This is a genomic window from Rouxiella aceris (assembly GCF_012933545.1).
GTDB classification, from domain to species: Bacteria; Pseudomonadota; Gammaproteobacteria; order Enterobacterales; family Enterobacteriaceae; genus Rouxiella; species Rouxiella aceris.
Genome location: NZ_JAADJU010000003.1, coordinates 285,253 through 307,197 on the forward strand (window position 1 = coordinate 285,253; position 21,945 = coordinate 307,197).

21 protein-coding genes are annotated in these 21,945 nt (G+C 51.4%); 10 read left to right on the forward strand and 11 right to left on the reverse strand.

What is annotated here, in order from left to right:
• Window positions 1–117 precede the first annotated feature (117 nt).
• The 3 genes from ghrA to GW590_RS07360 all read left to right on the forward strand — a co-directional run bounded on the left by ghrA (window position 118) and on the right by GW590_RS07360 (window position 2,517).
• Window positions 118–1,059: a glyoxylate/hydroxypyruvate reductase GhrA gene (gene ghrA, locus GW590_RS07350; protein WP_169402359.1), complete on the forward strand. Its 942-nt coding sequence runs from the start codon at window positions 118–120 to the stop codon at window positions 1,057–1,059.
• A gap of 90 nt (window positions 1,060–1,149) precedes the next feature.
• Window positions 1,150–1,887: a phosphatase gene (locus GW590_RS07355; protein WP_169402360.1), complete on the forward strand. Its 738-nt coding sequence runs from the start codon at window positions 1,150–1,152 to the stop codon at window positions 1,885–1,887.
• A gap of 45 nt (window positions 1,888–1,932) precedes the next feature.
• Entirely contained in the window at window positions 1,933–2,517 is a 585-nt protein-coding gene (locus GW590_RS07360; protein WP_169402361.1) for a TorD/DmsD family molecular chaperone, read from the forward strand.
• A gap of 82 nt (window positions 2,518–2,599) precedes the next feature.
• On the opposite strand, the gene GW590_RS07365 is transcribed toward GW590_RS07360, so the two are convergent.
• Together GW590_RS07365 and grxB are read right to left on the reverse strand one after the other, a co-directional pair.
• Window positions 2,600–3,163 (reverse strand): lipoprotein, encoded by a 564-nt coding sequence (locus tag GW590_RS07365; RefSeq protein ID WP_169402362.1) that lies wholly within the window; start codon window positions 3,161–3,163, stop codon window positions 2,600–2,602.
• 291 nt (window positions 3,164–3,454) lie between these two features.
• Complete coding sequence (grxB, locus tag GW590_RS07370) at window positions 3,455–4,102, reverse strand: glutaredoxin 2 (protein ID WP_169402363.1); 648 nt, start codon at window positions 4,100–4,102, stop codon at window positions 3,455–3,457.
• On the opposite strand from grxB, the gene GW590_RS07375 reads away from it, so the two are divergent.
• Window positions 4,101–4,247 (forward strand): hypothetical protein, encoded by a 147-nt coding sequence (locus GW590_RS07375; protein WP_169402364.1) that lies wholly within the window; start codon window positions 4,101–4,103, stop codon window positions 4,245–4,247. The genes grxB and GW590_RS07375 overlap by 2 nt on opposite strands.
• Here GW590_RS07375 and mdtH read toward each other — a convergent pair.
• Window positions 4,244–5,449, reverse strand: coding sequence for a multidrug efflux MFS transporter MdtH (gene mdtH / locus GW590_RS07380; protein WP_169402365.1), 1,206 nt, complete (start codon window positions 5,447–5,449; stop codon window positions 4,244–4,246). The genes GW590_RS07375 and mdtH overlap by 4 nt on opposite strands.
• A gap of 345 nt (window positions 5,450–5,794) precedes the next feature.
• On the opposite strand from mdtH, the gene rimJ reads away from it, so the two are divergent.
• The 4 genes from rimJ to murJ all read left to right on the forward strand — a co-directional run bounded on the left by rimJ (window position 5,795) and on the right by murJ (window position 9,710).
• A complete protein-coding gene (gene rimJ, locus GW590_RS07385) occupies window positions 5,795–6,379 on the forward strand; it encodes a ribosomal protein S5-alanine N-acetyltransferase (protein ID WP_169402366.1) in 585 nt (194 codons plus the stop codon).
• 17 nt (window positions 6,380–6,396) lie between these two features.
• On the forward strand, window positions 6,397–7,059 hold the full coding sequence (locus GW590_RS07390; protein ID WP_169402367.1) for a DUF480 domain-containing protein: 663 nt from the start codon (window positions 6,397–6,399) through the stop codon (window positions 7,057–7,059).
• 10 nt (window positions 7,060–7,069) lie between these two features.
• Window positions 7,070–7,984: a Gfo/Idh/MocA family protein gene (locus GW590_RS07395; RefSeq protein ID WP_169402368.1), complete on the forward strand. Its 915-nt coding sequence runs from the start codon at window positions 7,070–7,072 to the stop codon at window positions 7,982–7,984.
• 196 nt (window positions 7,985–8,180) lie between these two features.
• Complete coding sequence (gene murJ, locus GW590_RS07400; protein ID WP_169402369.1) at window positions 8,181–9,710, forward strand: murein biosynthesis integral membrane protein MurJ; 1,530 nt, start codon at window positions 8,181–8,183, stop codon at window positions 9,708–9,710.
• Window positions 9,711–10,097: 387 nt separating this feature from the next.
• Here the strand turns inward: murJ and argS are convergent, their stop codons facing one another.
• Window positions 10,098–11,828, reverse strand: a complete 1,731-nt coding sequence (gene argS, locus GW590_RS07405; RefSeq protein ID WP_169402370.1) for an arginine--tRNA ligase — start codon at window positions 11,826–11,828, stop codon at window positions 10,098–10,100.
• 261 nt (window positions 11,829–12,089) lie between these two features.
• Between argS and GW590_RS07410 the strand changes: the two genes are divergently transcribed.
• Entirely contained in the window at window positions 12,090–12,659 is a 570-nt protein-coding gene (locus GW590_RS07410; RefSeq protein ID WP_169402371.1) for a VOC family protein, read from the forward strand.
• On the opposite strand, the gene GW590_RS07415 is transcribed toward GW590_RS07410, so the two are convergent.
• Entirely contained in the window at window positions 12,656–13,798 is a 1,143-nt protein-coding gene (locus GW590_RS07415; RefSeq protein WP_169402372.1) for a MalY/PatB family protein, read from the reverse strand. The two genes, GW590_RS07410 and GW590_RS07415, sit on opposite strands and share 4 nt — an antisense overlap.
• A 112-nt stretch (window positions 13,799–13,910) precedes the next feature.
• On the opposite strand from GW590_RS07415, the gene cutC reads away from it, so the two are divergent.
• Complete coding sequence (gene cutC / locus GW590_RS07420) at window positions 13,911–14,669, forward strand: copper homeostasis protein CutC (RefSeq protein ID WP_169402373.1); 759 nt, start codon at window positions 13,911–13,913, stop codon at window positions 14,667–14,669.
• A gap of 546 nt (window positions 14,670–15,215) precedes the next feature.
• Here the strand turns inward: cutC and GW590_RS07425 are convergent.
• From GW590_RS07425 to GW590_RS07450, 6 genes are all read right to left on the reverse strand, one after another.
• Complete coding sequence (locus GW590_RS07425; protein ID WP_169402374.1) at window positions 15,216–16,877, reverse strand: methyl-accepting chemotaxis protein; 1,662 nt, start codon at window positions 16,875–16,877, stop codon at window positions 15,216–15,218.
• Between the two features lie 837 nt (window positions 16,878–17,714).
• The gene (locus GW590_RS07430) at window positions 17,715–18,011 is read right to left on the reverse strand and encodes a hypothetical protein (protein WP_169402375.1); all 297 of its coding nucleotides are present in this window, start codon (window positions 18,009–18,011) and stop codon (window positions 17,715–17,717) included.
• 369 nt (window positions 18,012–18,380) lie between these two features.
• Window positions 18,381–19,352 (reverse strand): tRNA 5-methoxyuridine(34)/uridine 5-oxyacetic acid(34) synthase CmoB, encoded by a 972-nt coding sequence (gene cmoB / locus GW590_RS07435; protein ID WP_169402376.1) that lies wholly within the window; start codon window positions 19,350–19,352, stop codon window positions 18,381–18,383.
• Window positions 19,349–20,092: a carboxy-S-adenosyl-L-methionine synthase CmoA gene (cmoA, locus tag GW590_RS07440; protein WP_169402377.1), complete on the reverse strand. Its 744-nt coding sequence runs from the start codon at window positions 20,090–20,092 to the stop codon at window positions 19,349–19,351. The genes cmoB and cmoA overlap by 4 nt, the downstream gene beginning before the upstream one ends.
• A 141-nt stretch (window positions 20,093–20,233) precedes the next feature.
• Window positions 20,234–21,052: a DUF72 domain-containing protein gene (locus GW590_RS07445; RefSeq protein WP_169402378.1), complete on the reverse strand. Its 819-nt coding sequence runs from the start codon at window positions 21,050–21,052 to the stop codon at window positions 20,234–20,236.
• A gap of 102 nt (window positions 21,053–21,154) precedes the next feature.
• Window positions 21,155–21,730, reverse strand: coding sequence for a hydrolase (locus tag GW590_RS07450; RefSeq protein WP_211186678.1), 576 nt, complete (start codon window positions 21,728–21,730; stop codon window positions 21,155–21,157).
• Window positions 21,731–21,945: the final 215 nt, after the last annotated feature.

A 21,945-nucleotide genomic window follows, 5' to 3' on the forward strand; every position in this document is an offset into this window, starting at 1 on the left:
CCGAAATTCCGTCTCGCGGTTTTGCTTGCTGGGGCCTTTTTTATGAGGCGATGCCATTGAAAGGTTGCATCGCAGTGATTTTAGAGGAAATCTAACAGGCCTAAGGAGATATCGAACATGAACATCCTATTTTATCACCCTACAGGTAATGCTACACCGTGGATTGACGGCATCAGCCAACGGCTGCCCACGGCCAACGTCCGCCTCTGGCTAAGAGGGGATAACCAACCTGCCGACTATGCGTTGGTCTGGCACCCTCCTCATGAAATGCTTGCCTCCCGCACTACACTCAAAGGCATCTTTGTACTCGGGGCTGGCGTTGATGCCATTCTGACCCAGGAACAGCGCCAGCCCGGCACCTTGCCTGCTGGTGTCCCCTTGTTCCGCCTGGAAGATACCGGTATGGCGTTACAGATGCAGGAATATGCCCTGGCCAGCGTATTGCGTTATTTTCGCCGTATGGATGAATACCAGCTGCTTCAGCAGCAAAAGCAATGGCGTCCGTTGCCGGTGCATCAACGGGATGACTTTACTATCGGTATACTCGGTGCCGGTGTGCTGGGTAGCGCCGTCGCGCAACAGCTGGTGGCGATGAACTTTAAGGTTCGTTGCTGGAGTCGCAGCGCCAAAAACCTCAACGGCGTCGACAGCTTCTATGGTGACGAGCAACTGCCAACCTTTGCGCAAGGATGCAAACTGTTGATTAATCTGCTGCCTAATACCCCGCATACCCAGGGGATCCTCAATAGTCGGCTATTTGCCTGGCTACAGCCGCAGGCGTATCTAATCAATCCGGGACGTGGCAGACATCTGGTCGACGGCGACCTGCTATCGGCATTAGACAGCGGCCAGCTCGCTGCTGCCACGCTGGATGTGTTTGTGGAAGAACCCATGCCACGCATGCACCCATTTTGGTCACATCCGCGTGTTAGCATCACCCCACATATCGCTGCCGATACCCTGCCTGCAGAAGCCATGGACAGCATTGTCGCCAATATCCAGGCGATTGAGGCAGGGCGAGCACCGAGTGGGCGGGTCGATCGCACGCGGGGGTATTAATTTGCCTCCCGGGATCGGCCGTTTCATCTGCTAAGCTTTTAACGCCGTCCGCAGTTGCGCCGTGACGGCCACATTTATTCAGGAGAGGTTATGTTTCCGGTCGATTTACATATGCACACCGTTGCCAGCACCCACGCTTATAGCACGCTGCACGACTATATTGCCGAGGCTCAGCAGAAGGGGATCCGCCTATTTGCCATTACCGATCACGGTCCGGATATGGCGGATGCTCCGCACTACTGGCATTTTATGAATATGTCGGTCTGGCCAAGAGTGATCAATGGTGTGGGTATTTTGCGTAGTATCGAAGCCAATATCAAAAATCGTCAGGGGGATATCGACTGTACCGGCCCAATGTTAACGGCGGTGGACTTTGTGATTGCCGGTTTTCACGAACCGGTAATGCCGCCGGTGGATAAAGAGACTCATACCGAGGCGATGATTGCCGCCATGGCCGCTGGCGAGGTGCATATTATCAGCCATCCCGGCAACCCGAGATATCCTGTCGATATCCCGGCAGTTGCCGCCGCGGCCGCAAAATATCAGGTGGCCCTCGAGTTAAATAACTCCTCCTTTACCCATTCGCGGGTGGGCAGCGAGGCAAACTGTCGCGCTATTGTCGCGGCTGTAAAAGAAGCAGGCGGTTGGCTGGCACTGGGCTCGGACTCGCATATTGCCTACGCGATGGGCGGCTTTGAGCATTGTGAACGCATACTGCAAGAGGTGGGATTCCCGCCTGAGCGCATTCTTAATGTCAGTCCCCAACGCTTTCTGCGTTTTTTGCAGCAGCGTGGCCGCGCGGCAATTGCAGAATTTAGCGAACTATGACATTGTCGCGCCAATATTGCTTTGCTCCTTACTCGGGTTTTAATAATGAATGAATTTTCGATTGTCTGTCGCGTGCTGGGCACGCTGTTTTATCGCCAGCCGCAGGATCCGCTGTTGGTGCCGCTGTTTGCGCTGATCCAACAGGGCAAACTGCGTGAGCACTGGCCGCTGGAGCAAGATGCCTTGCTGCTGCGTTTACAGGAGAGCGCCGATCCGCAGGCGCTCGCTGCCGAGTTTAATCATCTGTTTGTCGGTAGCGCTTGTGCCGTTTCGCCGTTTCGCAGCAGTTATGTCAGCGGTGAGTCCGAGCTGGAAGTACGGACTTTCCTCTCCCAACGGGGGATGCCGGTAAGTGAAGCACCGGCGGACCACTTTGGTTCTCTGCTGCTGGCGGCGTCCTGGCTGGAAGATCAGTCGCAGGAAGATGAAGTGGCAGCGCAAATAACGCTGTTTGACGAGTACCTGTTGCCGTGGTGCGGCAAGTTTCTCGGCAAAGTTGAAGCCCACGCCACCAGCGGCTTCTACCGGACCTTATGCGAAATCAGCCGTGAAGCCTTGACGGTCATGCGTGATGAGCTGGAAGAGTCGCTGCCGGAAGATATTGAAGACAGCGAAGAAGACGAACAATAAGTTGTTTTGCGCTAAATAAAAAACCCCTGTCGCCAACGCTGGCCCAGGGGTTTTGCTTTTATGCGCTATTGCAGCCAATAAGTTAATCGGTAAATGGGATCACCAGCTTGCCGGGTTGTACTTCCAGTCCTTTTGCCAGTTTCTTGGCCATGGCCTGCGCCTTGCTGCGTTCGCCATCCAGCACATAGGCCGGTTTCTGGTCAAAATAGGACTTGAGCGACTGGTTAAGATAAGGCATTAAACCTTTCATAATCGACTGCATTTTGTCCGGTTTGACGGTGTAATCCACCACTTCCATATCTTTGAGGAAAATGGCGCCCTGGGTTTTGTCGAAGCTTGGTGTCGCTTTCAGCGTTACCGTCATATTGGCCTTTTGCGGGCCAAATAAGGAGGTGACATCGATATCGGCATCTCCTGTCAGCGTGACCTTGCCCGGTTCCGCACGGCCAATCTGGCTGCTCAGGTTGCTCAGGGTCAGGCGGGCGTCAACCAGCCCGGGAACGCCCAGCTGTTGCTGGAAGTTGTCGTGTTTTTTCAGGTAATCATTGACCTCCTGCTCACTGAGCGTGTATTGCGTCAAATGATTACAGCCGGCAAGCAGGCCGGTAAAGATCAGGGCAGCGGCCCCCAAAAATAGCTTTCTCATGACTTCCTCTTAAAGTTGTCAAAGGATCGATATAAACGCTGAACGCGTGATTCATTCACGGCAGCGAAATCCAGCAGATAAAACGACGACAATTCGCCGCGCCGACTACTATGCCCGGATTTTAAACGGAATACTTTCAATGTAATGGCATTTTTTTGCCAAAAAGTGTCAATCAGCTACTGTTATGCAACAGACGACGGCAATTGCCAATCAGACAACGCTGATTGGCAAAAGTCACGGGTAGGCAAGGAATAAGGGCCGCACTTTTATGCGGCCTCGAGAAATAGCAGATCAACTGGCCATGCTGGTCAACAGATTGATTTGTGTCTGTTTGGCCATATTGTCGCGGTAAGCCTGCACCCGGGGCGGATAATCGACCCCCTTGACGATGGATAACGAACGCAGTAGCGGGAACAGGTGGATATCATCGAGCGATAGCTCGCCGTTACAGGCGTTGGGTTGTTTAATCAATTTGTCGAGAGCGCGCAGATCTTGACTGATTTTTTTTACCAGACCGTCGGAGTGTTGCAGATGGTCTTGAAAATCACCGATCTGCGCCTGCTTGTTGGCGGTAAAATGCTCGCGGGCCTGCGCGGTGGCAAACTCTCCCAAGGGCGCGCGGGCAAAACGGGGCAGCAATAGTTTGGCGGTGTACTCGGCAACCTGACGCAGCCAGGCAGTAATCGCCGGATTGGTCGGCCCGTTCAGCAACGGTTTACGGTCAGAATTATCGATATAGTGCACGATATCCATACTTTCCGGCATACAGCTACCGTCGGCCTTTTGCAGGATCGGCACCACTTTTTTACCGACCATTGACTGCGGGGTGATTTCATCATCATTAAGCAGGGCGTTAACTTCGATTGGCAGATTTTTTAATCCAAAGATCATGCGGGCTTTTACGCAGTAGGGACAGTGTTCATAAACGAATAACTTCATGATACGTCGCTCCTTTAATATCGGCCAGAGTGAGAAGGGAAGAATATTTCGCCGTAAAACTTGTCGTTTACCAGACAAGTTTCTGTCTCTGAGTATGGTCAACAAGGGGGACGAGATCAAACCGGCAGGAGACGAAGACGGTTAGCTGCCCCCAAGCATTGCCGGTTCGATGCGACGTAGATGAAATTGCCAGTAAAGGCCGGTGAGGGTGATCAGCCCGACAATGCCTAATAAAAACCAAGGCAGTTCAGGTAGTTGCAGCGCACGCCCGGTGTCATACATCCAGCCGCCGCCGGTATAGCCAATCACGCCGCCCAGCGCCAGGCCCAAACGGCTAAATCCCATATAGCTGCCGCGCGCCCGGGCATCAGCCAGCGAAGCACTCAGGGTTTCTCGCGCCGGTTCGGCAATAATTGAACCTATGTAGAAAAAACCGATCAGTAACAGCAGCGGATTAAGTCCATGAACCAATCCCACCGGCAGCAGGCTGAGGGTCATAATCAGCAGGCCACACATCAGGCGCTGTTCCAGACTGAAGCGCTTTTCACTCCAGCGAGCAACAGGATAGAGCAGCGTCAGCGATAGCGCCGCCTCAATGGCGTACATCCATTTTACCGCTGTTGGCGTACCGGCCATATCATTGACCGCAATCGGCAACATTAACATTACCTGGACGGTAAGCATGTAATAGCCGGTCAGGGTGAGCACATAGCTGATAAAGCGTTTGTCACGCATTACCCGCATCATGCCTTCAGCCATCGGGGTGCGCGTGGTGGAGATACGGTAAGCAGGAAGGAAAAAGGCATTACAGCCAGCGGCAAGAATAAAAATTCCGGCGCCAACCCAGCAGACATAATGGAAGTTATATTGCAGCAGCCAGCTACCAATCAGCGCGCCAATCACCGCACCTGCGCTGTCTTGCATCATCAACAGCGAGTAGAAACGACTGCGTTCATGGGGACGGGTCAGTTTAATCACCAGCGCCGTACGCGGCGGGTCAAACAGTGTACCGCCGAGCCCGGATAAAATGCAGGAACACACCAGGATCCACGGGCTATCGGCCAGCGCCATCACCGCAAATCCTGCCGCACGTAACAGCATGCCGGTAACGATCATCGGTTTGGCACCAAAACGATCGGCAATGGCACCGCCAAAAATCCCCAGTCCCTGTTGCGTCAGTTGACGCAGACCCAATGCCAGCCCGACGGCCATAGCGGCCCAACCGAGTTGATCAACAAAGCGAATGGAGATCAGCGGAAAGACCACAAAAAAGCCGAGTACCACCAAGGCATTGTCGAGCAGAACAAAATATTTTCCCAAGCTACGCGCTTGCGATACCAGAGACATGCGTCACCCTGAGCAATTAACAGGCATCCATTCCAACGATGCTAGCAGATAAAAGAAGCTTACCTAGTCTGCACCGGAAACCATTAATTAGATAGGGCGCTATAGATAATATTTTTTTATCGTAAAGATGCGTTTAGGCTGGCAGAATCAATGCGCCACCGCTGAAAACATAAGATATATCTATGAAAGATTCTGCGGTGACACGCATGCTGTCTTTAACACAATATGCGCGCCTCGATTATCATGCAGTAAAGGGCGGTGGCGAAAGTATCGCAGCATCGGAACACGCCACGTCGGTTCCTACAAAATGTTCTTATCGAGCCCTATATAATCAGGAGAGAAGGGATGTTTGGCTATCGTTCGGCGGCACCAAAAGTGCGGCTAACTTCGGATCGTATGGTGTTGCGACTGGTTTATGAACGCGACTCCCATCGACTTGCGGAATACTATGCAGAAAACCGCGCCTTTTTAAAACCCTGGGAACCTATCCGGGATGAAAGTCATTGTTATCCTTCCGGCTGGCAGGCACGCCTCGGTCTGATTAACGAAATGCAGAAACAGGGCACCGCCTACTATTTTGTTTTGCTCGATCCTGATGAAAATCATATCCGCGGGGTGGCCAATTTCAGTAATGTTCTCCGCGGCTCCTTCCATGCCTGTTTCCTGGGTTATTCCCTTGGGCAGCAGTGGCAGGGGCAAGGGTTAATGTATGAAGCATTGCAGACATTGATCCGTTATATGCAGCGTCAGCAGCGAATACACCGCATTATGGCCAACTATATGCCCCACAATCATCGTAGCGGCAATCTGCTGGAGCGTCTGGGATTTGAACGCGAAGGTTATGCCAAAGATTATCTGTTGATTGACGGTAAATGGCAGGACCACGTTTTGATGGCATTGACTGACCCTCAGTGGCTGCCACCGCGTTAAGTGTAAAGAGGATGATGATGAAATATCTATTTAGTGACAAAGAGGCGCGAGTGATCGGCTGTATGCTGGAAAAACAGCTCACCACGCCAGAACAATATCCTCTTAGCCTCAATAGCCTGACCACCGCCTGCAATCAAAAGACCAATCGCGAGCCGGTCATGGAGTTGAGCGAGAGCGAGGTGCAGCAGACCCTTGACTTGCTGCTGCGTAAACACCTTATTCGTTCCGTTAGCGGCAGCCGTACCATGAAGTATGAGCACCGTTTTTGTAATTCGGAATTTGGCAATCTCAAATTCTCCGCCGAAGAAGTTGCGGTGATCACCACGCTACTGTTACGCGGCGCACAAACCCCGGGCGAACTGCGCACCCGCAGCAATCGGCTGCATGATTTTAGTGATGTGTCGGAGGTTGAAAATACCTTACAAACCCTGGCTACGCGTGAAGACGGCCCTTTTTGTGTCCGCCTGGCCCGCGAACCTGGCAAACGAGAAAGCCGCCATATGCACCTGTTTAGTGGCGAAGTCAGTGACGTGGCGGATGACGAAGAGGTGTCCCTGACTGGCGGCGGCCTGCGCCAGGCCACCGACGATGAACTGGTTGCGCGAGTCAGCGTACTGGAAACGGAAGTGGCGGAGCTGAAACAGCGTCTCGACCATCTGCTGGCCAGGCTGGCCGATTAAGGAAAGCAAAATGAGAAAACTTCGGATTGGCGTGGTGGGGCTGGGCGGCATTGCGCAAAAAGCCTATCTGCCGGTGCTCAGTCAGGCAAAAGCGTGGACACTTAGCGGCGGGTTTTCCCCCAATCAGCCGCGGGCGCAGGTGATCTGCGATAGCTATCGCTTCCCCTGTTTTGCGCAGCTTGATGCCCTGGCCAACGCCTGTGATGCGGTATTTGTGCATAGCAGCACCGAGTCACACTTTGCGGTGGTCAGTCAGTTATTGAACGCCGGGGTGCATGTTTATGTCGATAAACCGCTGGCCGCCAATCTGGAGCTGGCCGAGCAACTGCTGGAGCTAGCCGAACGGCGTGGGAAAATGCTGATGGTAGGGTTTAACCGGCGTTTTGCACCACTGTATCGTCAACTAAAGCAGAGCCTGAGCGCGCCGTCGTCAATCCGCATGGACAAACATCGTAGTGACAGCATAGGACCACAGACCGTGGGATTTACGCTGCTGGATGATTATTTGCACGTAGTTGATACCGCCCTGTGGCTGGCCAATGGCCAGGCCAAACTGATTGACGGCCAAATTGACTGCAACGAACAGCAGCAACTGGTCTATGCCGAGCATCAGTTTGCCTGTGGCCAGACGCGGGTCACCACCGCCATGCATCGTCGCGCCGGTACGCAGCGCGAAGTGGTGCAGGCGGTGGATATGGGGGCCTGGTATCAGGTTAGCGAAATGCGCCAATGGCAGCAGGAGCAGGGAGGTAGCCTTAGCGAACTCCCGGTTCCCGGCTGGCAAACCACTCTGGCACAGCGTGGTTTTGAGGGGGCAATCAGCCATTTTATTGATTGTGTCAGTAATCAGACCGCACCTGAAACCAGCGGGGAGCAGGCGATCCTCGCGCAGCGATTTATTGCCCGGCTGCTGACGGCACAGTAAATACGCCAGGCAAGAAACAATATATAACAACTGCCTGTAGCTATTGTGTTTTTGATACGTAGACTATAGCGGTCATTCCAGGGGTCAGCCCTACTATCCATACCCGTTGCAGTGAAGCCAGGCTTTGCCCCAACGGTGGTTATAAACCTTGCCGGTGCCTGCTACTCGGGGTTTTCCGGTCATAAGAAAAAGTCACATGAATCTATTGAAGTCTTTAGCTGCCGTCAGCTCCATGACGATGTTTTCGCGGGTATTGGGTTTTGCTCGCGATGCCATAGTTGCCAGGGTTTTTGGCGCTGGTATGGTTACCGATGCATTTTTCGTTGCTTTTAAGCTGCCGAACCTGCTGCGGCGTATTTTTGCCGAAGGGGCATTTTCACAGGCGTTTGTGCCGATCCTTGCCGAGTATAAAAGCCAGCAGGGTGAAGAAGCAACTCGCACTTTTGTTGCCTATGTTTCCGGTTTGCTAACCCTGGTTCTGGCCTTGGTGACGGTAGCCGGTATGCTGGCCGCACCCTGGGTGATCTATATTACTGCGCCGGGATTTGCCGATACCCCGGACAAGTTTGCCCTGACCAGCGCCTTGTTGCGCGTTACTTTCCCGTATATTTTATTAATTTCCCTGGCGTCGTTGGCCGGGGCGATCCTTAACACCTGGAACCGTTTTTCCATTCCGGCGTTTGCACCGACCTTTCTTAACGTCAGCATGATCCTGTTTGCGCTATTTGCCGCTCCCTATTTTCATCCGCCAGTTATGGCGTTGGCCTGGGCCGTGGTGGCAGGGGGAGTATTGCAACTCGGCTATCAATTGCCTCATTTGAGAAAAATCGGCATGCTGGTTTTACCGCGGCTGAATCTGAAAGATGCGGGCGTCTGGCGGGTAATGCGGCAGATGGGGCCGGCGATCCTCGGCGTCTCTGTCAGCCAGATATCGCTGATTATCAATACCATCTTTGCTTCGTTTCTGGTGTCGGGTTCGGTGTCCTGGATGTATTACGCTGACCGTCTGATGGAGTTTCCTTCCGGTGTGCTCGGCGTGGCGCTGGGCACCATCCTGCTGCCTTCGCTAGCGCGCAGCTTCTCCAGCGGTAACCACCAGGAATATAACCGTCTGATGGACTGGGGGCTTCGTCTGTGCTTTTTGCTGGCCCTGCCGAGTTCGGTGGCACTAGGGATCCTTGCCAAACCACTGACCGTTGCCCTGTTCCAGTATGGCAAGTTCAATGCCTTTGATGCGTCGATGACGCAACGTGCGCTGGTGGCCTATTCTGTCGGGTTGATGGGGCTGATTGTGGTAAAAGTGCTGGCCCCGGGTTTTTACTCCCGCCAGGATATTAAAACGCCGGTCAAAATCGCCATTATTACGCTGATTATGACCCAGGTGATGAACCTGGCCTTTATCGGCCCACTGAAACATGCCGGACTGTCATTATCCATCGGGCTTGCCGCTTGCCTGAATGCCTCGTTGCTTTACTGGCAGTTGCGTAAACAGGATATCTTTCAGCCACAGGCCGGCTGGCGCAGTTTTCTTATCCGTCTGGTCGTGGCGGTAGTCGCCATGTCGGTAGCGTTAGTCGGCATGCTTTATGTGATGCCTGCCTGGGATGTGGGCAATATGACCATGCGCTTACTGCGTCTGGCTGCTGTGGTGGTGGTGGGTGTGGTGGTCTACTTTGCCGCGCTCGGTCTGCTGGGTTTTAAACTTAAAGATTACGCCCGCAGTTAAGAATGCCAAAACCCTCTTACAGGTCGCTTATTAGCGGCCTGAGTTTGATGACAAAGTCGTCTTGATGATCGAGATACCCGGGCATAGCACACCTAGGGGCGCTCCGGCGGGCAAGCCCGCTACGACCCCAACGGTGTACTCTCCCTAATAAAGGACTTTGTCAGCAGTCTGAGGTCGCTTATTAGCGGCCTTTTTTTTTGCCAGGCGATATGGGGGGATTGGAAACAAGTGACGCTGTCACTTTTTGTCGGCGGCAATAAGATGCGCTACTGATAAGTCAGGGGAGATTGGCGGTGGTTCGATCACAGTGGCCAGATAAGGTGGTGAACTAGTGCGTGGGCAAAAAAATGCCGCCAGGCCACAAGGGGCATAGCGGCAGGAGAGAGGTTACATACGTTCTACGGTTTCAATACCCAGGGTATCAAGGCCGGTTTTCAGCGTTCTTTGCGTCAGCAATGCCAGTTTCAAACGGCTGTTACGCGTGGTGGCGTCTTCGGCGTTAAGGATCGGGCAGTGCTCATAGAAACTTGAGAACAACCCGGCTACGTCGTAGAGATAAGCACACATCATATGGGGTGTCCCTTCGCGCGCCACGCTGGTCAGTACTTCTTCAAATTGCAGCAGACGTGTAGCCAGCGCCGCTTCGCGATCTTCGGACAGCACCATCGGCTCAGTCAGACTGGCAACATCAATATCGGCGCGTTTAAAGATAGAAGCCACGCGGGTATAGGCATATTGCATGTAAGGCGCAGTATTGCCTTCAAAGGCCAGCATATTATCCCAGTCGAAGATATAGTCGGTGGTACGGCTTTTCGACAGATCGGCGTATTTGATTGCGCCAATACCGACGGCATTAATCAACTTGTTAAGCTCATCTTCCGGCAGTTCCGGGCTTTTAGACATAATCAGTTCACGGGCGCGCACCAGCGCTTCATCAAGCAGATCGGCCAGCTTGATGGTGCCACCGGCACGGGTTTTGAACGGCTTGCCATCTTTGCCCAGCATCATGCCGAAGGCGTGGTGTTCCAGCGCCACGGAGTCGGGTACATAACCGGCTTTACGCACGATAGTCCAGGCCTGCATCAGATGCTGATGCTGACGCGAGTCGATGTAATAGAGAACGCGGTCGGCACCGAGAGTTTCATAGCGGTATTTGGCACAGGCGATATCGGTGGTGGTATACAGGTAACCACCATCCTTTTTACGGATAATCACCCCCATAGGATCGCCGTCTTTCGTCTTGTACTCGTCAAGATAGACAACCACGGCCCCTTCACTGTCAACCGCCAGCCCCTTGGCTTGCAGATCGGCGACAATGCCCGGCAGCATGCTGTTATACAGGCTTTCACCCATAACGTCATCGCGGGTCAGGGTGACATTCAGACGGTCGTAGGTGATCTGGTTTTGCGCCATGGTGACATCCACCAGCTTGCGCCACATTTGCAGACAGTAGTCATCGCCGCCCTGAAGTTTCACCACATACGCGCGTGCGCGCAGGGCAAACTCTTCGTCTTCGTCATAGTTTTTCTTGGCGGCGCGATAAAACTCTTCCAGGTCGGAGAGTTTCATTTCGCCTGCGCTTTCGTTTTGTACTTTTTCGAGATAGGCAATCAGCATCCCGAACTGTGTACCCCAGTCACCCACGTGGTTGGCGCGGATCACTTTATGGCCTAGCAGTTCATTGGTACGGGCGGCGGCATCGCCAATAATTGTTGAGCGCACATGGCCAACGTGCATCTCTTTGGCCACGTTAGGCGCGGAGTAGTCAATGACGATAGTTTGTGGTTCAACCGGGGCGATCCCCAGTTTGGCATCTGCCAGTGCCGCGTCAGCGTGGGCGGCAACAAAGGTTTTATCCAGGAAAATATTGATAAAACCCGGACCGGCAATCTCGACTTTAGAGGCAATGCCTGCAAGATCCAACAGCGCCACAACCTTTTCCGCCAGTTGTCGTGGTGGCATTGCCAATGTTTTAGCGACGGACATCACGCCGTTGGCCTGATAGTCACCAAATTGTGCTTTGGCAGACTGACGAAGCTGTGCTTCGCTGTCTGAGGGGGCACCTGCGGCAACGAGTGCCTGGCAAACTTTTTCTGAGAGAAGGGCCTGTATATTCACCGGATTACCTTAAATAACTGAACATATAACACCATAACGATGTCATCTGGAATGATCGGCAGGGATCGGCCTTGAGCACTTATTCGCCCCCAGCCAGTCCGTGCATAAAATGATGCGTATTTATATCATATTCGCTAACTTGAGTCAGCACGGGGGAAGTGATTGCCCGGCGATCTTTCATCGTTTTCGGCAGGGGACTGGCATCGTACTGGCAGCCTGTGTAAATTAAGGCCCCCGCTGTCAGCAATAAAGGACAAGAGTATGACAACCCTCAGCGCTGTCGCGCAATTACAGGACCTGGTGGCCGACCTGCCGCGTTTTAATCAACTGTTGGCCGCCTTTGCGCAAAAATTGCACCTTGATTTGCCCGCGTTTTATGCCGACCATATTTCGCTGCGCTGTCATCAAAATGCCACTGCTGACCGCTGGCGCCAGGGTTTTATGCAGTGCGCCACCTTGCTTAACGAGACTGAAATCAACGGCCGACCAATCTGTCTGTTTACTTTGGCGCAGCCGCTGGCGGTAGGTCCCTGGCAGATTGACGTTATCGAGCTGCCTTACCCCGGCGATAAACGTTACCCGCACGAAGGTTGGGAACATGTCGAGTTGGTATTAAGCGGTGGCCCGCAGGACTTTTATCCGCGCGCTCTGGCGCTTCTGGCTGATGAAGCCTTGGTTGCCCCGGGGATCAAAATAAAACAGAGTGCGCCCCAGGGCGAAAACGAACGATTGCCCAATCCAACGCTGGCCATTACCGATGGCACTATCACCATCAAGTTTCATCCTTATAGTCTGCGGGAGATTGTGGCCAGCGAAGTTCAGCCGGATTAACGCGCAGCCAAGGCCGCGGCCATGCGGTCCAGTGCCTTATCCAGCAGCGCGCGCTGGCAACCAAGATTGATACGTACAAACTTGCTATCGCCAAAATCCTTGCCGTTCGACAGGGCAACGCCAGCCTGTAAAAAGAACTGGTAGGGATCGTTTAGCTGCGCCGCCTTAGTATCAATCCAGCCCAAATAGGTACCCTCAATCGGCAGCATGCGCAAACCTGGCATGGCGTTGATGCGGGCAACCGCCAGGTCGCGGTTGGCGCGTAAATAGTCTAGTTGCGCTGCCAGCCACTCCTCACCATCGCGGTAGGCCGCCGTGGCGGCGACGTAGGCGAGAATATTGACGTCGGGAATAGTGCCACGCGCGGCGCTGCTATACTGTTTACGTAGCTTGTTATTGGGAATGATCGCCAGCGACGCGCCGAGACCGGCAATATTAAAGGTTTTTGACGGTGACATCAGGGTGATACTGCGTTCGGCGGCATCCTCGCTTAAAGAAGCAAAGGGGATATGACGCGCTCCCGGTTCCAGTAATAGATCGCAATGAATTTCATCGGAACAGACAATCAGATTGTGCCGTTGGGCAAAAGAGAGCTGCTCAAGCAGTTCTTCACGGCGAAAAACCGTGCCGCCAGGGTTATAGGGATTGCACAGCATTAGCAGCTTTTCATTGCCGTTGAGCGGCGGTTCAATCTGCTCTACCGTGGGAACCCAGCGCTGCTGCCGCTGCTCGACCTTCTGCGCATGCCAGCTTCGGCCATCAATTTGTGCCGCCTGCATAAACGGCGGGTAGATCGGGGAGGGCATAATGCAGCTCTGCTGAGGTGTGGTTAAAGCACGCACCGCAAGATGCAGGCCACATACCAGCCCCGGCAGCCAGACTATCCACTGCGGCTGGATGGCCCAGTTATATTTTTGCTGCATACGGCTGACCACCAGATCGAGCAATTCAGCCGGTGGCACGCCATAACCAAAAACGCCTTCCGCCACGCGTTGCTGTAGCGCGCTAATAACCGACGGTGGTGACTGAAAATCGCTGTCGGCCACCCACAGTGGGATCACGTCACCATCACGATATTTGTGCCATTTAAGGCTGTCACTGTGACTGCGGTCGACCCATTGATCAAAATTGAATGTCATAGTTAGCCTTCCTAAACAGGCGATTGGGCGGGAATGCTCATGCCAAAGCCTACGCGACATAGCCCCTTACAAACAAGTGTTGTAGCATTGGGCCGTTATCAGGAGAGATCACATGACTAAGTTAGAAGTGTGCTGTTATAGCGTGGACTGTGCAATAACCGCAGAACTTGCCGGCGCGGACCGTGTTGAACTGTGCGCCAGCCAGGCGGATGGTGGCATAACGCCAAGCTATGGAACATTAAAACTTGCCAGGGAAAAGATCACTATCCCTGTTCACCCCATTGTTCGGCCGCGTGGTGGTGATTTTTGCTACAATCAAAGTGAGTTTGACGTATTAAAAAATGATCTCGCCTGCGTGCGCGATCTCGGCTTTCCCGGCGTGGTGGTAGGCATGCTCGATGCTGAAGGGCATATCGATTTACCCCGTATGCGCGAAGTAATGACCCTGTGCAGCGGCATGGCGGTGACCTTCCATCGCGCTTTTGATATGTGCCTTAATCCCAAGGTCGCACTAGAGCAATTGACTCAACTCGGTGTGGCGCGCATTCTGACCTCAGGACAACAGCAGAATGCTGAAGTGGGTATCGCGTTATTACGTGAACTAAACACCCTGACCCGTGGTCCAATCATTATGGCGGGTGCCGGGGTTCGTTTAACCAACCTTCAGAAATTCGTCGATATCGGTCTGACAGAATTACACAGTTCAGCAGGTCGACAGGTGTTATCTGCCATGCGTTACCGCAAAGCGGGCGTAACCATGAGTTCAGACACCGACTTTGATGAGTTCAGCCGCTACTGCGTTGATGGCGATATAGTGGCCGCCATGAAGAATGTTCTGGAATTTGATGGCCCGCTTAGCCGTACGGCGTAACCAATTTCTTAGTCACAGGTTGAGCGGGTTATGCACCATGTTTTACCGGGTCCAACGACCCTTTTGCGTCGCCCTGCGCAAGTACCAGGCCCCGTCATTTTGGCGGGGCTTCTTTTATTCCACACAACATGCCCCGACCATGCCTGCAACAGTTTCGCTGACCTGTAGTTCACGCACGACATGCTGATCTTCGATCTGTTATCTACAAATGAATAGATGAGCGGCAGACGGCTTTGCAGGTCCACTAAAAGGGCAGTTAAATTGCGTATTATAATAATGAACGTTCTGAACGGAGGGGAATATGCTCTGGTTATATTGATAAATAAAGGCACACTTTATTAAATCATTAATCCCGTACTGCTTGAGAAACTAAATATAGCCCTTACTTAAAAATGTCCTGCTCGTTTTTGCCAACATTATCGTTATACCTGTTTGCTTAAAAGTCCGAGAAACCAAATAATTTGTCGTTGGAGGTTGATAGCAAATATCAACTTTCGCGCAAGATTGTTAATCCTTCTCAGTTAACCTGAGAAGGATTAAATGAGCCTAAAATTTTGTCCAGGTACCCGTATCTGCAACTAACGCTTTCTTATTAACCTTGGTTAACTGCTTTGGCCTGAGAAGAACATTGGCTGCTGAATTATGTTCTTCTCCTTCAATTTTAAAGATGGAGACAATTTCTGTAAGAAGGCGGGCCTGCTCTTCGAGTGATGCCGCCGCAGTAGCGGATTGCTGCACTAATGCCGCATTTTGCTGTGTGACACTGTCCATTTGAACGACCGCGGTACCAATTTGGCTGATCCCTTTACTTTGTTCACTTGATGCTGAGGCTATCTCACTCATAATGTCATTTACATGGCTGACAGAACTGACAATTTTCTCCATCGCATCACCGGCTCGCGTCACTTGCTCAGACCCGGATTGAATATTTTCAACAGATTCGTTAATCAATACACCAATTTCTTTTGCCGCCTGTGCACTGCGCTGCGCCAAATTTCTTACTTCGCTGGCAACAACCGCAAATCCTCGACCTTGTTCTCCAGCACGTGCTGCTTCTACTGCTGCGTTTAATGCAAGAATATTGGTTTGAAAGGCGATACTGTTTATGACGCTAATGATATCGACGATTTTATGGGAGCTGCTGTTAATTTTGGTCATGGTGGTAACGACTTCATTGACAATAACGCCACCCTGATGCGCTTCCTTGGTGGCTTGATCCGCCAGCGTGCTCGCCTGATGTGCGTTATCCGCATTCTGCTTAACTGTTGAACCAAGTTGTTCCATGCTAGAAGCCGTTTCATCCAGTGCTGAAGCCTGTTCTTCAGTCCGGGAAGATAAATCGGCATTTCCCGTAGATATCTCGCTGGAGCCTTTGTAAATCGAATCTGCGCTATTGCGGATTTCACGCACAGTTTTCGCCCAGTTGTCCTGCATTTTATCGATAGATGGGGTCAACAGCCCGATACAATTTCTGCCCAGGTCAATAATTTTGTGGTCAAGGATGCCAAGTGCAAGAGATTCAAGATGAGCTTTCACTGTATTAACCGGCCTGACCAGGTAGGTTACCAGGTAACGGTCAGTAGCAAGCATAATCACCACACCAAGGGACAGCGCACCAATCAGTATATACTGGCACCAGGCAACCCACTGGGTAATTCTTTGATTTGCATCACTATTTAGTGACTCAATTTTTGCATTGTACTTGTCTATTGCGCTACTGAAGTCACGACGCAGGGGCAAATATTTATCATTTTTAATTTTTTCAAAATCACTAATTTTTTGTTGATTTGCCGCTTCAGCCAGAGGTAACACAGCGTTGTTATAGAGATTAAAGGAACTATTGTAAATGTCATCTATCGTTGTCGAATCAAGGTTCCCATGGTCAATGGCTTTGAATTGGCTCAGTCCATTTTTAAGATTGTCTAATTCTGCGTGCGTGGCTTTTATCTCAGCGTCAAAAAAAACAGTGTCGTTTTTTCCCAGACCAACCATTGCACGCTCCAGCGCCGTGATCACACGGTAGTATTGCGCATTAGCCCCGTTAATGATGTCACCATTTTGCTGTTGAATATTGGTCACACCCAGTTCAAGCTTTAACTCTTTAAGAGAGTATAAAGCGAACCCGGCGGCCCCAGCCCACAGCAGTGAGAAAATAGAGAGGATAAGGATAAGCGCCGTTCTTATTTTAATATCTCTTATATAGTTCATGTTTTTGTTCCTCAGGTGTTTTATATAGCAAAATGTCTTACAAAGAGATGTAAAGTGGTTTTTATGGTTACTATAAACTCACTAAGTAAATTACGTCTTAGCTCCTCCCTTTTGTTGGTATCGGTAGCAAAGCTTTTATCTTTAATTAATTTTATTAACCAATAGGTAATTAAGCCGCATAATGTATGTGGTTATTTGCATTAAGCACTGGTTGACCTTGAGATGGCTGTGTAACTGAGATTCAGAGCCTGCATTCTTCTTTTCTGAAATAGTTGTCTGCATCATTTTATTTAATGTATGGAGAGGCGATTACCCTCTAAATGATAGGGTTAATAAGTGTGGGGTTCTCTTAATCACAGCCATGGCGAAGGCCAGGAAAAAAATCACCTTTACCGACAGTGGAATCCTGGTCGTTCTAAAGCAAGCTGAAGTCGGAACGTTGATTTGCGAATTATGCCGCCTGCGTGCGATAAGCCATGACTGTTTTACCCGTGGTCACGGTATGGATGTCATCAATGAGGACTGGCCTGAGAGAACGGGAAGATGAAATCGGATTTTGTCGCGCCACTGTCTGCCATAGGCAATACTTATATTATTTTTTTCCTGGAATTAAAAATTTTCCTAAATTTAAATGACAGTAATGATTTGGGCTTTTGCTCTTGGTTAATATTAAACGCGTGCTGTCTCGTTATTCAGCCATCCGATTTTACTAAGCCAGACGGCTGAATGGGTGCCTAAAATGCGTACTCCGGAGTTCCTGGTACACCCGCACTAAACCTGAGACAAGCGAGGGGGTTGTTTTAAGCTTGCTTTAGGTCACAAGAACTCATCTTGAAACTATTTAGTGAAGCTTAACTCTTTAAGCGCCTTTATTTGCTTCTCTAAACTGGCTATCTTTTTTAAACGCATCGCTTCGGCACTTTTGATCGCATCATTAAGTGTTAAAGCATATACGGTGGGACCGGCAGTATGAAACTTTCTTGCATGCTGCTCGGCGTATATCACCATGCCCGAATCCAGCACTCGGCCTTCCATTTTTACGATACCTTTTGTTAAAGCATGTTTAACAATATAAATAGTTTCATAGCATTCACAGTCTGATATGGAGACTCTTTTTCTGCTTGTCCTGGGCATTAGCACTTTTCCTTGAAAAGAAATAAAATGAGGGATCGATATTCGGCAACTTTTTTTATTATTATAAAGTTGCGCTGAGTTGGCGATATTTTATTATTATAGTGAGGTGGCACAACTGCCGTAACCAGGCATAGCCATTAAAGTTAATAATGTCTGTATGGAATTATTACATGTTTTGCCGTACCTATCAAAAGTGTTACCTACCTGGTATTAATGTGAATCGGCACAAAATATCTTATAACAGATTAATGCCCGCAATAAAGATGGGAGAATTCTTAAAATCAATTAAATAAAAACCCGAACGCTACCAATGCGCAGTGATAAATAGTTATAAACTGCCCTCCCGACTATCGGGAGAGCGAGGGGACATTAGGGTTTGCGCGCAATAAGCAGGGCGCGGCGCGGTGCCGGGTAGCCTTCAATGGTTTTATTGCTGTCGTCAGGATCGAGAAACTCTGCCAGCGATTCGCTGGTCATCCACGGCGTTCTGCGTTGCTCTTCCATACTGGTCACGCTGACGTCGGCAATGCGCACATCGACAAAACCACATTTTATCAGCCAACCTTTCAGTGCTTCGGCGGAGGGGATAAAATAAATATTGCCCATCTGCGCGTAGCGATCGCCGGGGACCAGTACCTGCTGACTGTCGCCTTCTACTACCAGCGTTTCCAGCACCAGTTCGCCCTCGTTGACCAACTGATTCTTAAGCTGGAATAGATGGTCGAGTGGGGAACGGCGATGATAGAGCACGCCCATGGAAAAGACGGTGTCAAAGGCGTTAAGTTCCGGCAGTTGTTCAATACCCAGCGGCAATAAATGGGCGCGCTGATCGCCACCCAATAACTTGCGCACCGCTTCAAACTGACAGAGAAACAGCTGCATTGGGTCGATACCAATTGCCAACTGTGCACCGGCACCAATCATGCGCCACATATGATAACCGCTGCCACAGCCAACATCCAAAATAGTACGCCCGGCCAGTGAGGAGATATGCGGCAGTACGCGATCCCACTTCCAGTCTGAACGCCATTCGGTTTCTATTTCAACGTCATACAGCGAGAAGGGGCCTTTACGCCATGGCATCAAGTTGCGCAGCAGGTTTTCTACGCCTTCCCGCTGGCCCTGTGGCAGAGGAATTTGCATATTGGCGCTAACGCTGTGCAATAAATCCAGGCGCTCCGGTTGCAGCAGCGGTAAACGCTCAACGGCGTTAAACCACATTTTGAATTTGCCATGCAGCGACTCTTTTTGCCAGGCAGTCAGCTGCGAAGGCAGGGTATTCAACCAGGGGCTAAGGGGCCCTTTGGCGATTAACTGATAAAAATCACCAAATTCAATCACGATGCGGCTCCTGCCTTGATGGCAATCAATGAACCAAAATTAAAGCACTGGAACCAGACTTCGGCATGTTCGAAACCGGCCTGTTGCAGGCGCAATTTATGGCTTTCAACAGTGTCTGTCAGCATCACGTTTTCCAGCATGCTGCGTTTCTGGCTGATTTCCAGCTCGCTATAGCCGTTCGCACGTTTAAAATCATGATGCATATTGAACAGTAACTCGCCGACATCGGCGTCGTTAAAACTGAATTTCTCCGACAGCACCAACGCCGCCCCCGGACGCATCCCCTGATAAACTTGGTTCAACAGGCGTTGACGGTCGGCAGGCTGCAGAAACTGCAGAGTAAAATTGAGTACCACCATTGAGGCGTCTTTGAGTTCAACGTCGAGGATATCGGCTTCGATCACCTGTACCGGGGTCTCGGCGCGAAAGGCATCAATATGACGGCGGCAGCGTTCGACCATTGCCGGTGAGTTATCGACGGCGATGATCTCGCAACCGCTGACTTTGATATTGCGGCGCATTGACAGCGTGGCGGCGCCCAGTGAACAGCCCAGATCGTAAACCTTGCTGTCAGGCTGCACAAAGCGTTCGGCCAGCATGCCAATCATCGAAATGATATTGGAATATCCCGGCACCGAGCGTTGGATCATATCGGGGAAGACTTCGGCAACGCGTTCGTCAAACGTCCAGTCACCGAGTTTGTCGATCGGTGCAGAAAAAAGTTTATCTTGGTTAGTCATAATGCTGAGTCAGACCAAAAAAAGAGTAAAAGAGGGTGCAAAATGCATCGGGTTTGCTGCTATGGGGGCGGAGTTTATCAGATCACCCCCACCGGATACCCGAAAAAAATGCCCCTGGCGCGGGCTTAATGCCGGCAGTGCTCAGAATAGACTCTCCTGTTGCGGCCATTCCGGTGCCGGTGGCAGTGTGGGGATCTGATACCCCAAGGCTTGCCACAGCGCCTTAGCCTGTTGCGGAGCATCGCTGCAGTCTGGTGAATGGATAAACAGATAAGGAGCATGTCCCTGTTGTTGCCAGTCCACCAGTTTCGGCGTCCACTGACTAAACCAGCGCAAATTCGCTGCCAGGTCATCGCCGCCGACAAAGCGCACCATCGGCCTGCTGGCGGTGGCGATAGCATGTACCGGCAGTTGGGGTTTTTTACGTTTCGCCTCGAGCACGGCGGCCGTAGTGCTGGTGGCATGATGCACCGGACGGCTGTCAAGCAGGGTGCGATTAATCCCTCGTTGATGCAGACCGCGGTTAAGTGCACGTTCCTCTTCGCCTTTGGCAAAAAATAGCGGATGCCTGACTTCTACGCCATAGTCAAAGCCTGTGGGTAATGCATCGAGAAATTGCCATAGTCGCGGCAAATTTTGCGGTGAAAAAGTGGCGGGGAGCTGTAACCAAAGCTGACCAATTCGGCAATCGAGCGGGGCGAGGCTGCGGTAAAAGGCGTCGAGATCCTGCTGGCAGTTTTGCAGTGCTGCCTGGTGGCTGATAGTTGACGGAAATTTAAAGCAGAAGCGAAAATGATCGTCGGTCATTTCCCGCCAACGCAGCACCACTTCCGCTTTAGGCAGCGCATAGAAGGTGGTGTTGCCTTCAACGCAATTAAAATAGCGGGCGTAGTCGGCCAAATCTCGCAGACCGATACTGCTCCAGGCGTTGTGGTGCCACTGTGGAAGTCCGATATACATCTGCTGCCCCTTTTCCCAGGCTAATTGCAGGTCTTGAAATCAGTATTGCACAGATAACAACGCCGCCCACAGGCGGCGTTAGCTGACTGATGCAGGGTAATCTTAGCCAGCAATAGCAGCAAGCACCTCGGCAGTGGAACGCACCCGCCCAATACGTGGAAAAATAAACTGCATGCTGGACTGATGGTGATCGTTGTTATGCGCGCTGCAGGCATCTTCGGCGAACACTAATTCAAAGCCCAGTTCCCAGGCATTACGCGCGGTAGATTCCACACCGATATTGGTGGAGATCCCGGCCAGCACAATGCTTTTAATGCCGCGACGACGCAGTTGCAGCTCGAGATCGGTACCGTAGAACGCACCCCATTGGCGTTTAACGACCAGCAGATCCTGATCGGAAACCTTGAGTTGTTCCGGGAACTCCCACCAGTCGGCTGGCAAGTTGCCGCCACCGGCGGAGACATCCACCGGTTGTTTCAAGGCTTCTGCAAAAGTGGCTGACCAGCCAACACGCACCATAAATACCGGTGCACCCAGCTGATTAAAACGTGCCTTCAGTTCACTCGCGTTATCCAGTACCTGCTGTGCACTGTGTGGACCGCCAGCAAAAGGCAGAATGCCTTTTTGTAAATCAATCAGCACCAGCGCAGTGGTTTTTGGATCAAGTTTTATCGACATAATAGTAAGCTCACCCATGTAAAAATAATAAACACCCCATTCTTGATGGCCGTTTGCCAACAAGTCATTACACAGGGGACAAAATGTGTGAGCAGTTTATGCCAGGAATAGGGCGCTTTTGTTGATAATTTTGTTAAATTTTGTGTGATAAATCACCGAAGCGAATTTCAGGCGCATCTCCTGCGTGTTCGCTCTTATCCTGTCGGCGAATTTCC

Excerpts from the sequence above, each read along its gene's own strand:
- GW590_RS07375 (WP_169402364.1), top strand. The coding sequence starts at position 4,101 with ATGATACGTCGCTCCTTTAATATCGGCCAGAGTGAGAAGGGAAGAATA.
- cmoA (WP_169402377.1), bottom strand. The coding sequence starts at position 20,092 with ATGACTAACCAAGATAAACTTTTTTCTGCACCGATCGACAAACTCGGT.
- GW590_RS07445 (WP_169402378.1), bottom strand. The coding sequence starts at position 21,052 with ATGTATATCGGACTTCCACAGTGGCACCACAACGCCTGGAGCAGTATC.
- GW590_RS07425 (WP_169402374.1), bottom strand. The coding sequence starts at position 16,877 with ATGAACTATATAAGAGATATTAAAATAAGAACGGCGCTTATCCTTATC.
- GW590_RS07430 (WP_169402375.1), bottom strand. The coding sequence starts at position 18,011 with ATGCCCAGGACAAGCAGAAAAAGAGTCTCCATATCAGACTGTGAATGC.
- GW590_RS07390 (WP_169402367.1), top strand. The coding sequence starts at position 6,397 with ATGAAATATCTATTTAGTGACAAAGAGGCGCGAGTGATCGGCTGTATG.
- mdtH (WP_169402365.1), bottom strand. The coding sequence starts at position 5,449 with ATGTCTCTGGTATCGCAAGCGCGTAGCTTGGGAAAATATTTTGTTCTG.
- GW590_RS07415 (WP_169402372.1), bottom strand. The coding sequence starts at position 13,798 with ATGACATTCAATTTTGATCAATGGGTCGACCGCAGTCACAGTGACAGC.
- murJ (WP_169402369.1), top strand. The coding sequence starts at position 8,181 with ATGAATCTATTGAAGTCTTTAGCTGCCGTCAGCTCCATGACGATGTTT.
- ghrA (WP_169402359.1), top strand. The coding sequence starts at position 118 with ATGAACATCCTATTTTATCACCCTACAGGTAATGCTACACCGTGGATT.
- GW590_RS07450 (WP_211186678.1), bottom strand. The coding sequence starts at position 21,730 with ATGTCGATAAAACTTGATCCAAAAACCACTGCGCTGGTGCTGATTGAT.
- GW590_RS07355 (WP_169402360.1), top strand. The coding sequence starts at position 1,150 with ATGTTTCCGGTCGATTTACATATGCACACCGTTGCCAGCACCCACGCT.
- GW590_RS07365 (WP_169402362.1), bottom strand. The coding sequence starts at position 3,163 with ATGAGAAAGCTATTTTTGGGGGCCGCTGCCCTGATCTTTACCGGCCTG.
- cutC (WP_169402373.1), top strand. The coding sequence starts at position 13,911 with ATGACTAAGTTAGAAGTGTGCTGTTATAGCGTGGACTGTGCAATAACC.
- GW590_RS07360 (WP_169402361.1), top strand. The coding sequence starts at position 1,933 with ATGAATGAATTTTCGATTGTCTGTCGCGTGCTGGGCACGCTGTTTTAT.
- GW590_RS07410 (WP_169402371.1), top strand. The coding sequence starts at position 12,090 with ATGACAACCCTCAGCGCTGTCGCGCAATTACAGGACCTGGTGGCCGAC.
- GW590_RS07395 (WP_169402368.1), top strand. The coding sequence starts at position 7,070 with ATGAGAAAACTTCGGATTGGCGTGGTGGGGCTGGGCGGCATTGCGCAA.
- rimJ (WP_169402366.1), top strand. The coding sequence starts at position 5,795 with ATGTTTGGCTATCGTTCGGCGGCACCAAAAGTGCGGCTAACTTCGGAT.
- grxB (WP_169402363.1), bottom strand. The coding sequence starts at position 4,102 with ATGAAGTTATTCGTTTATGAACACTGTCCCTACTGCGTAAAAGCCCGC.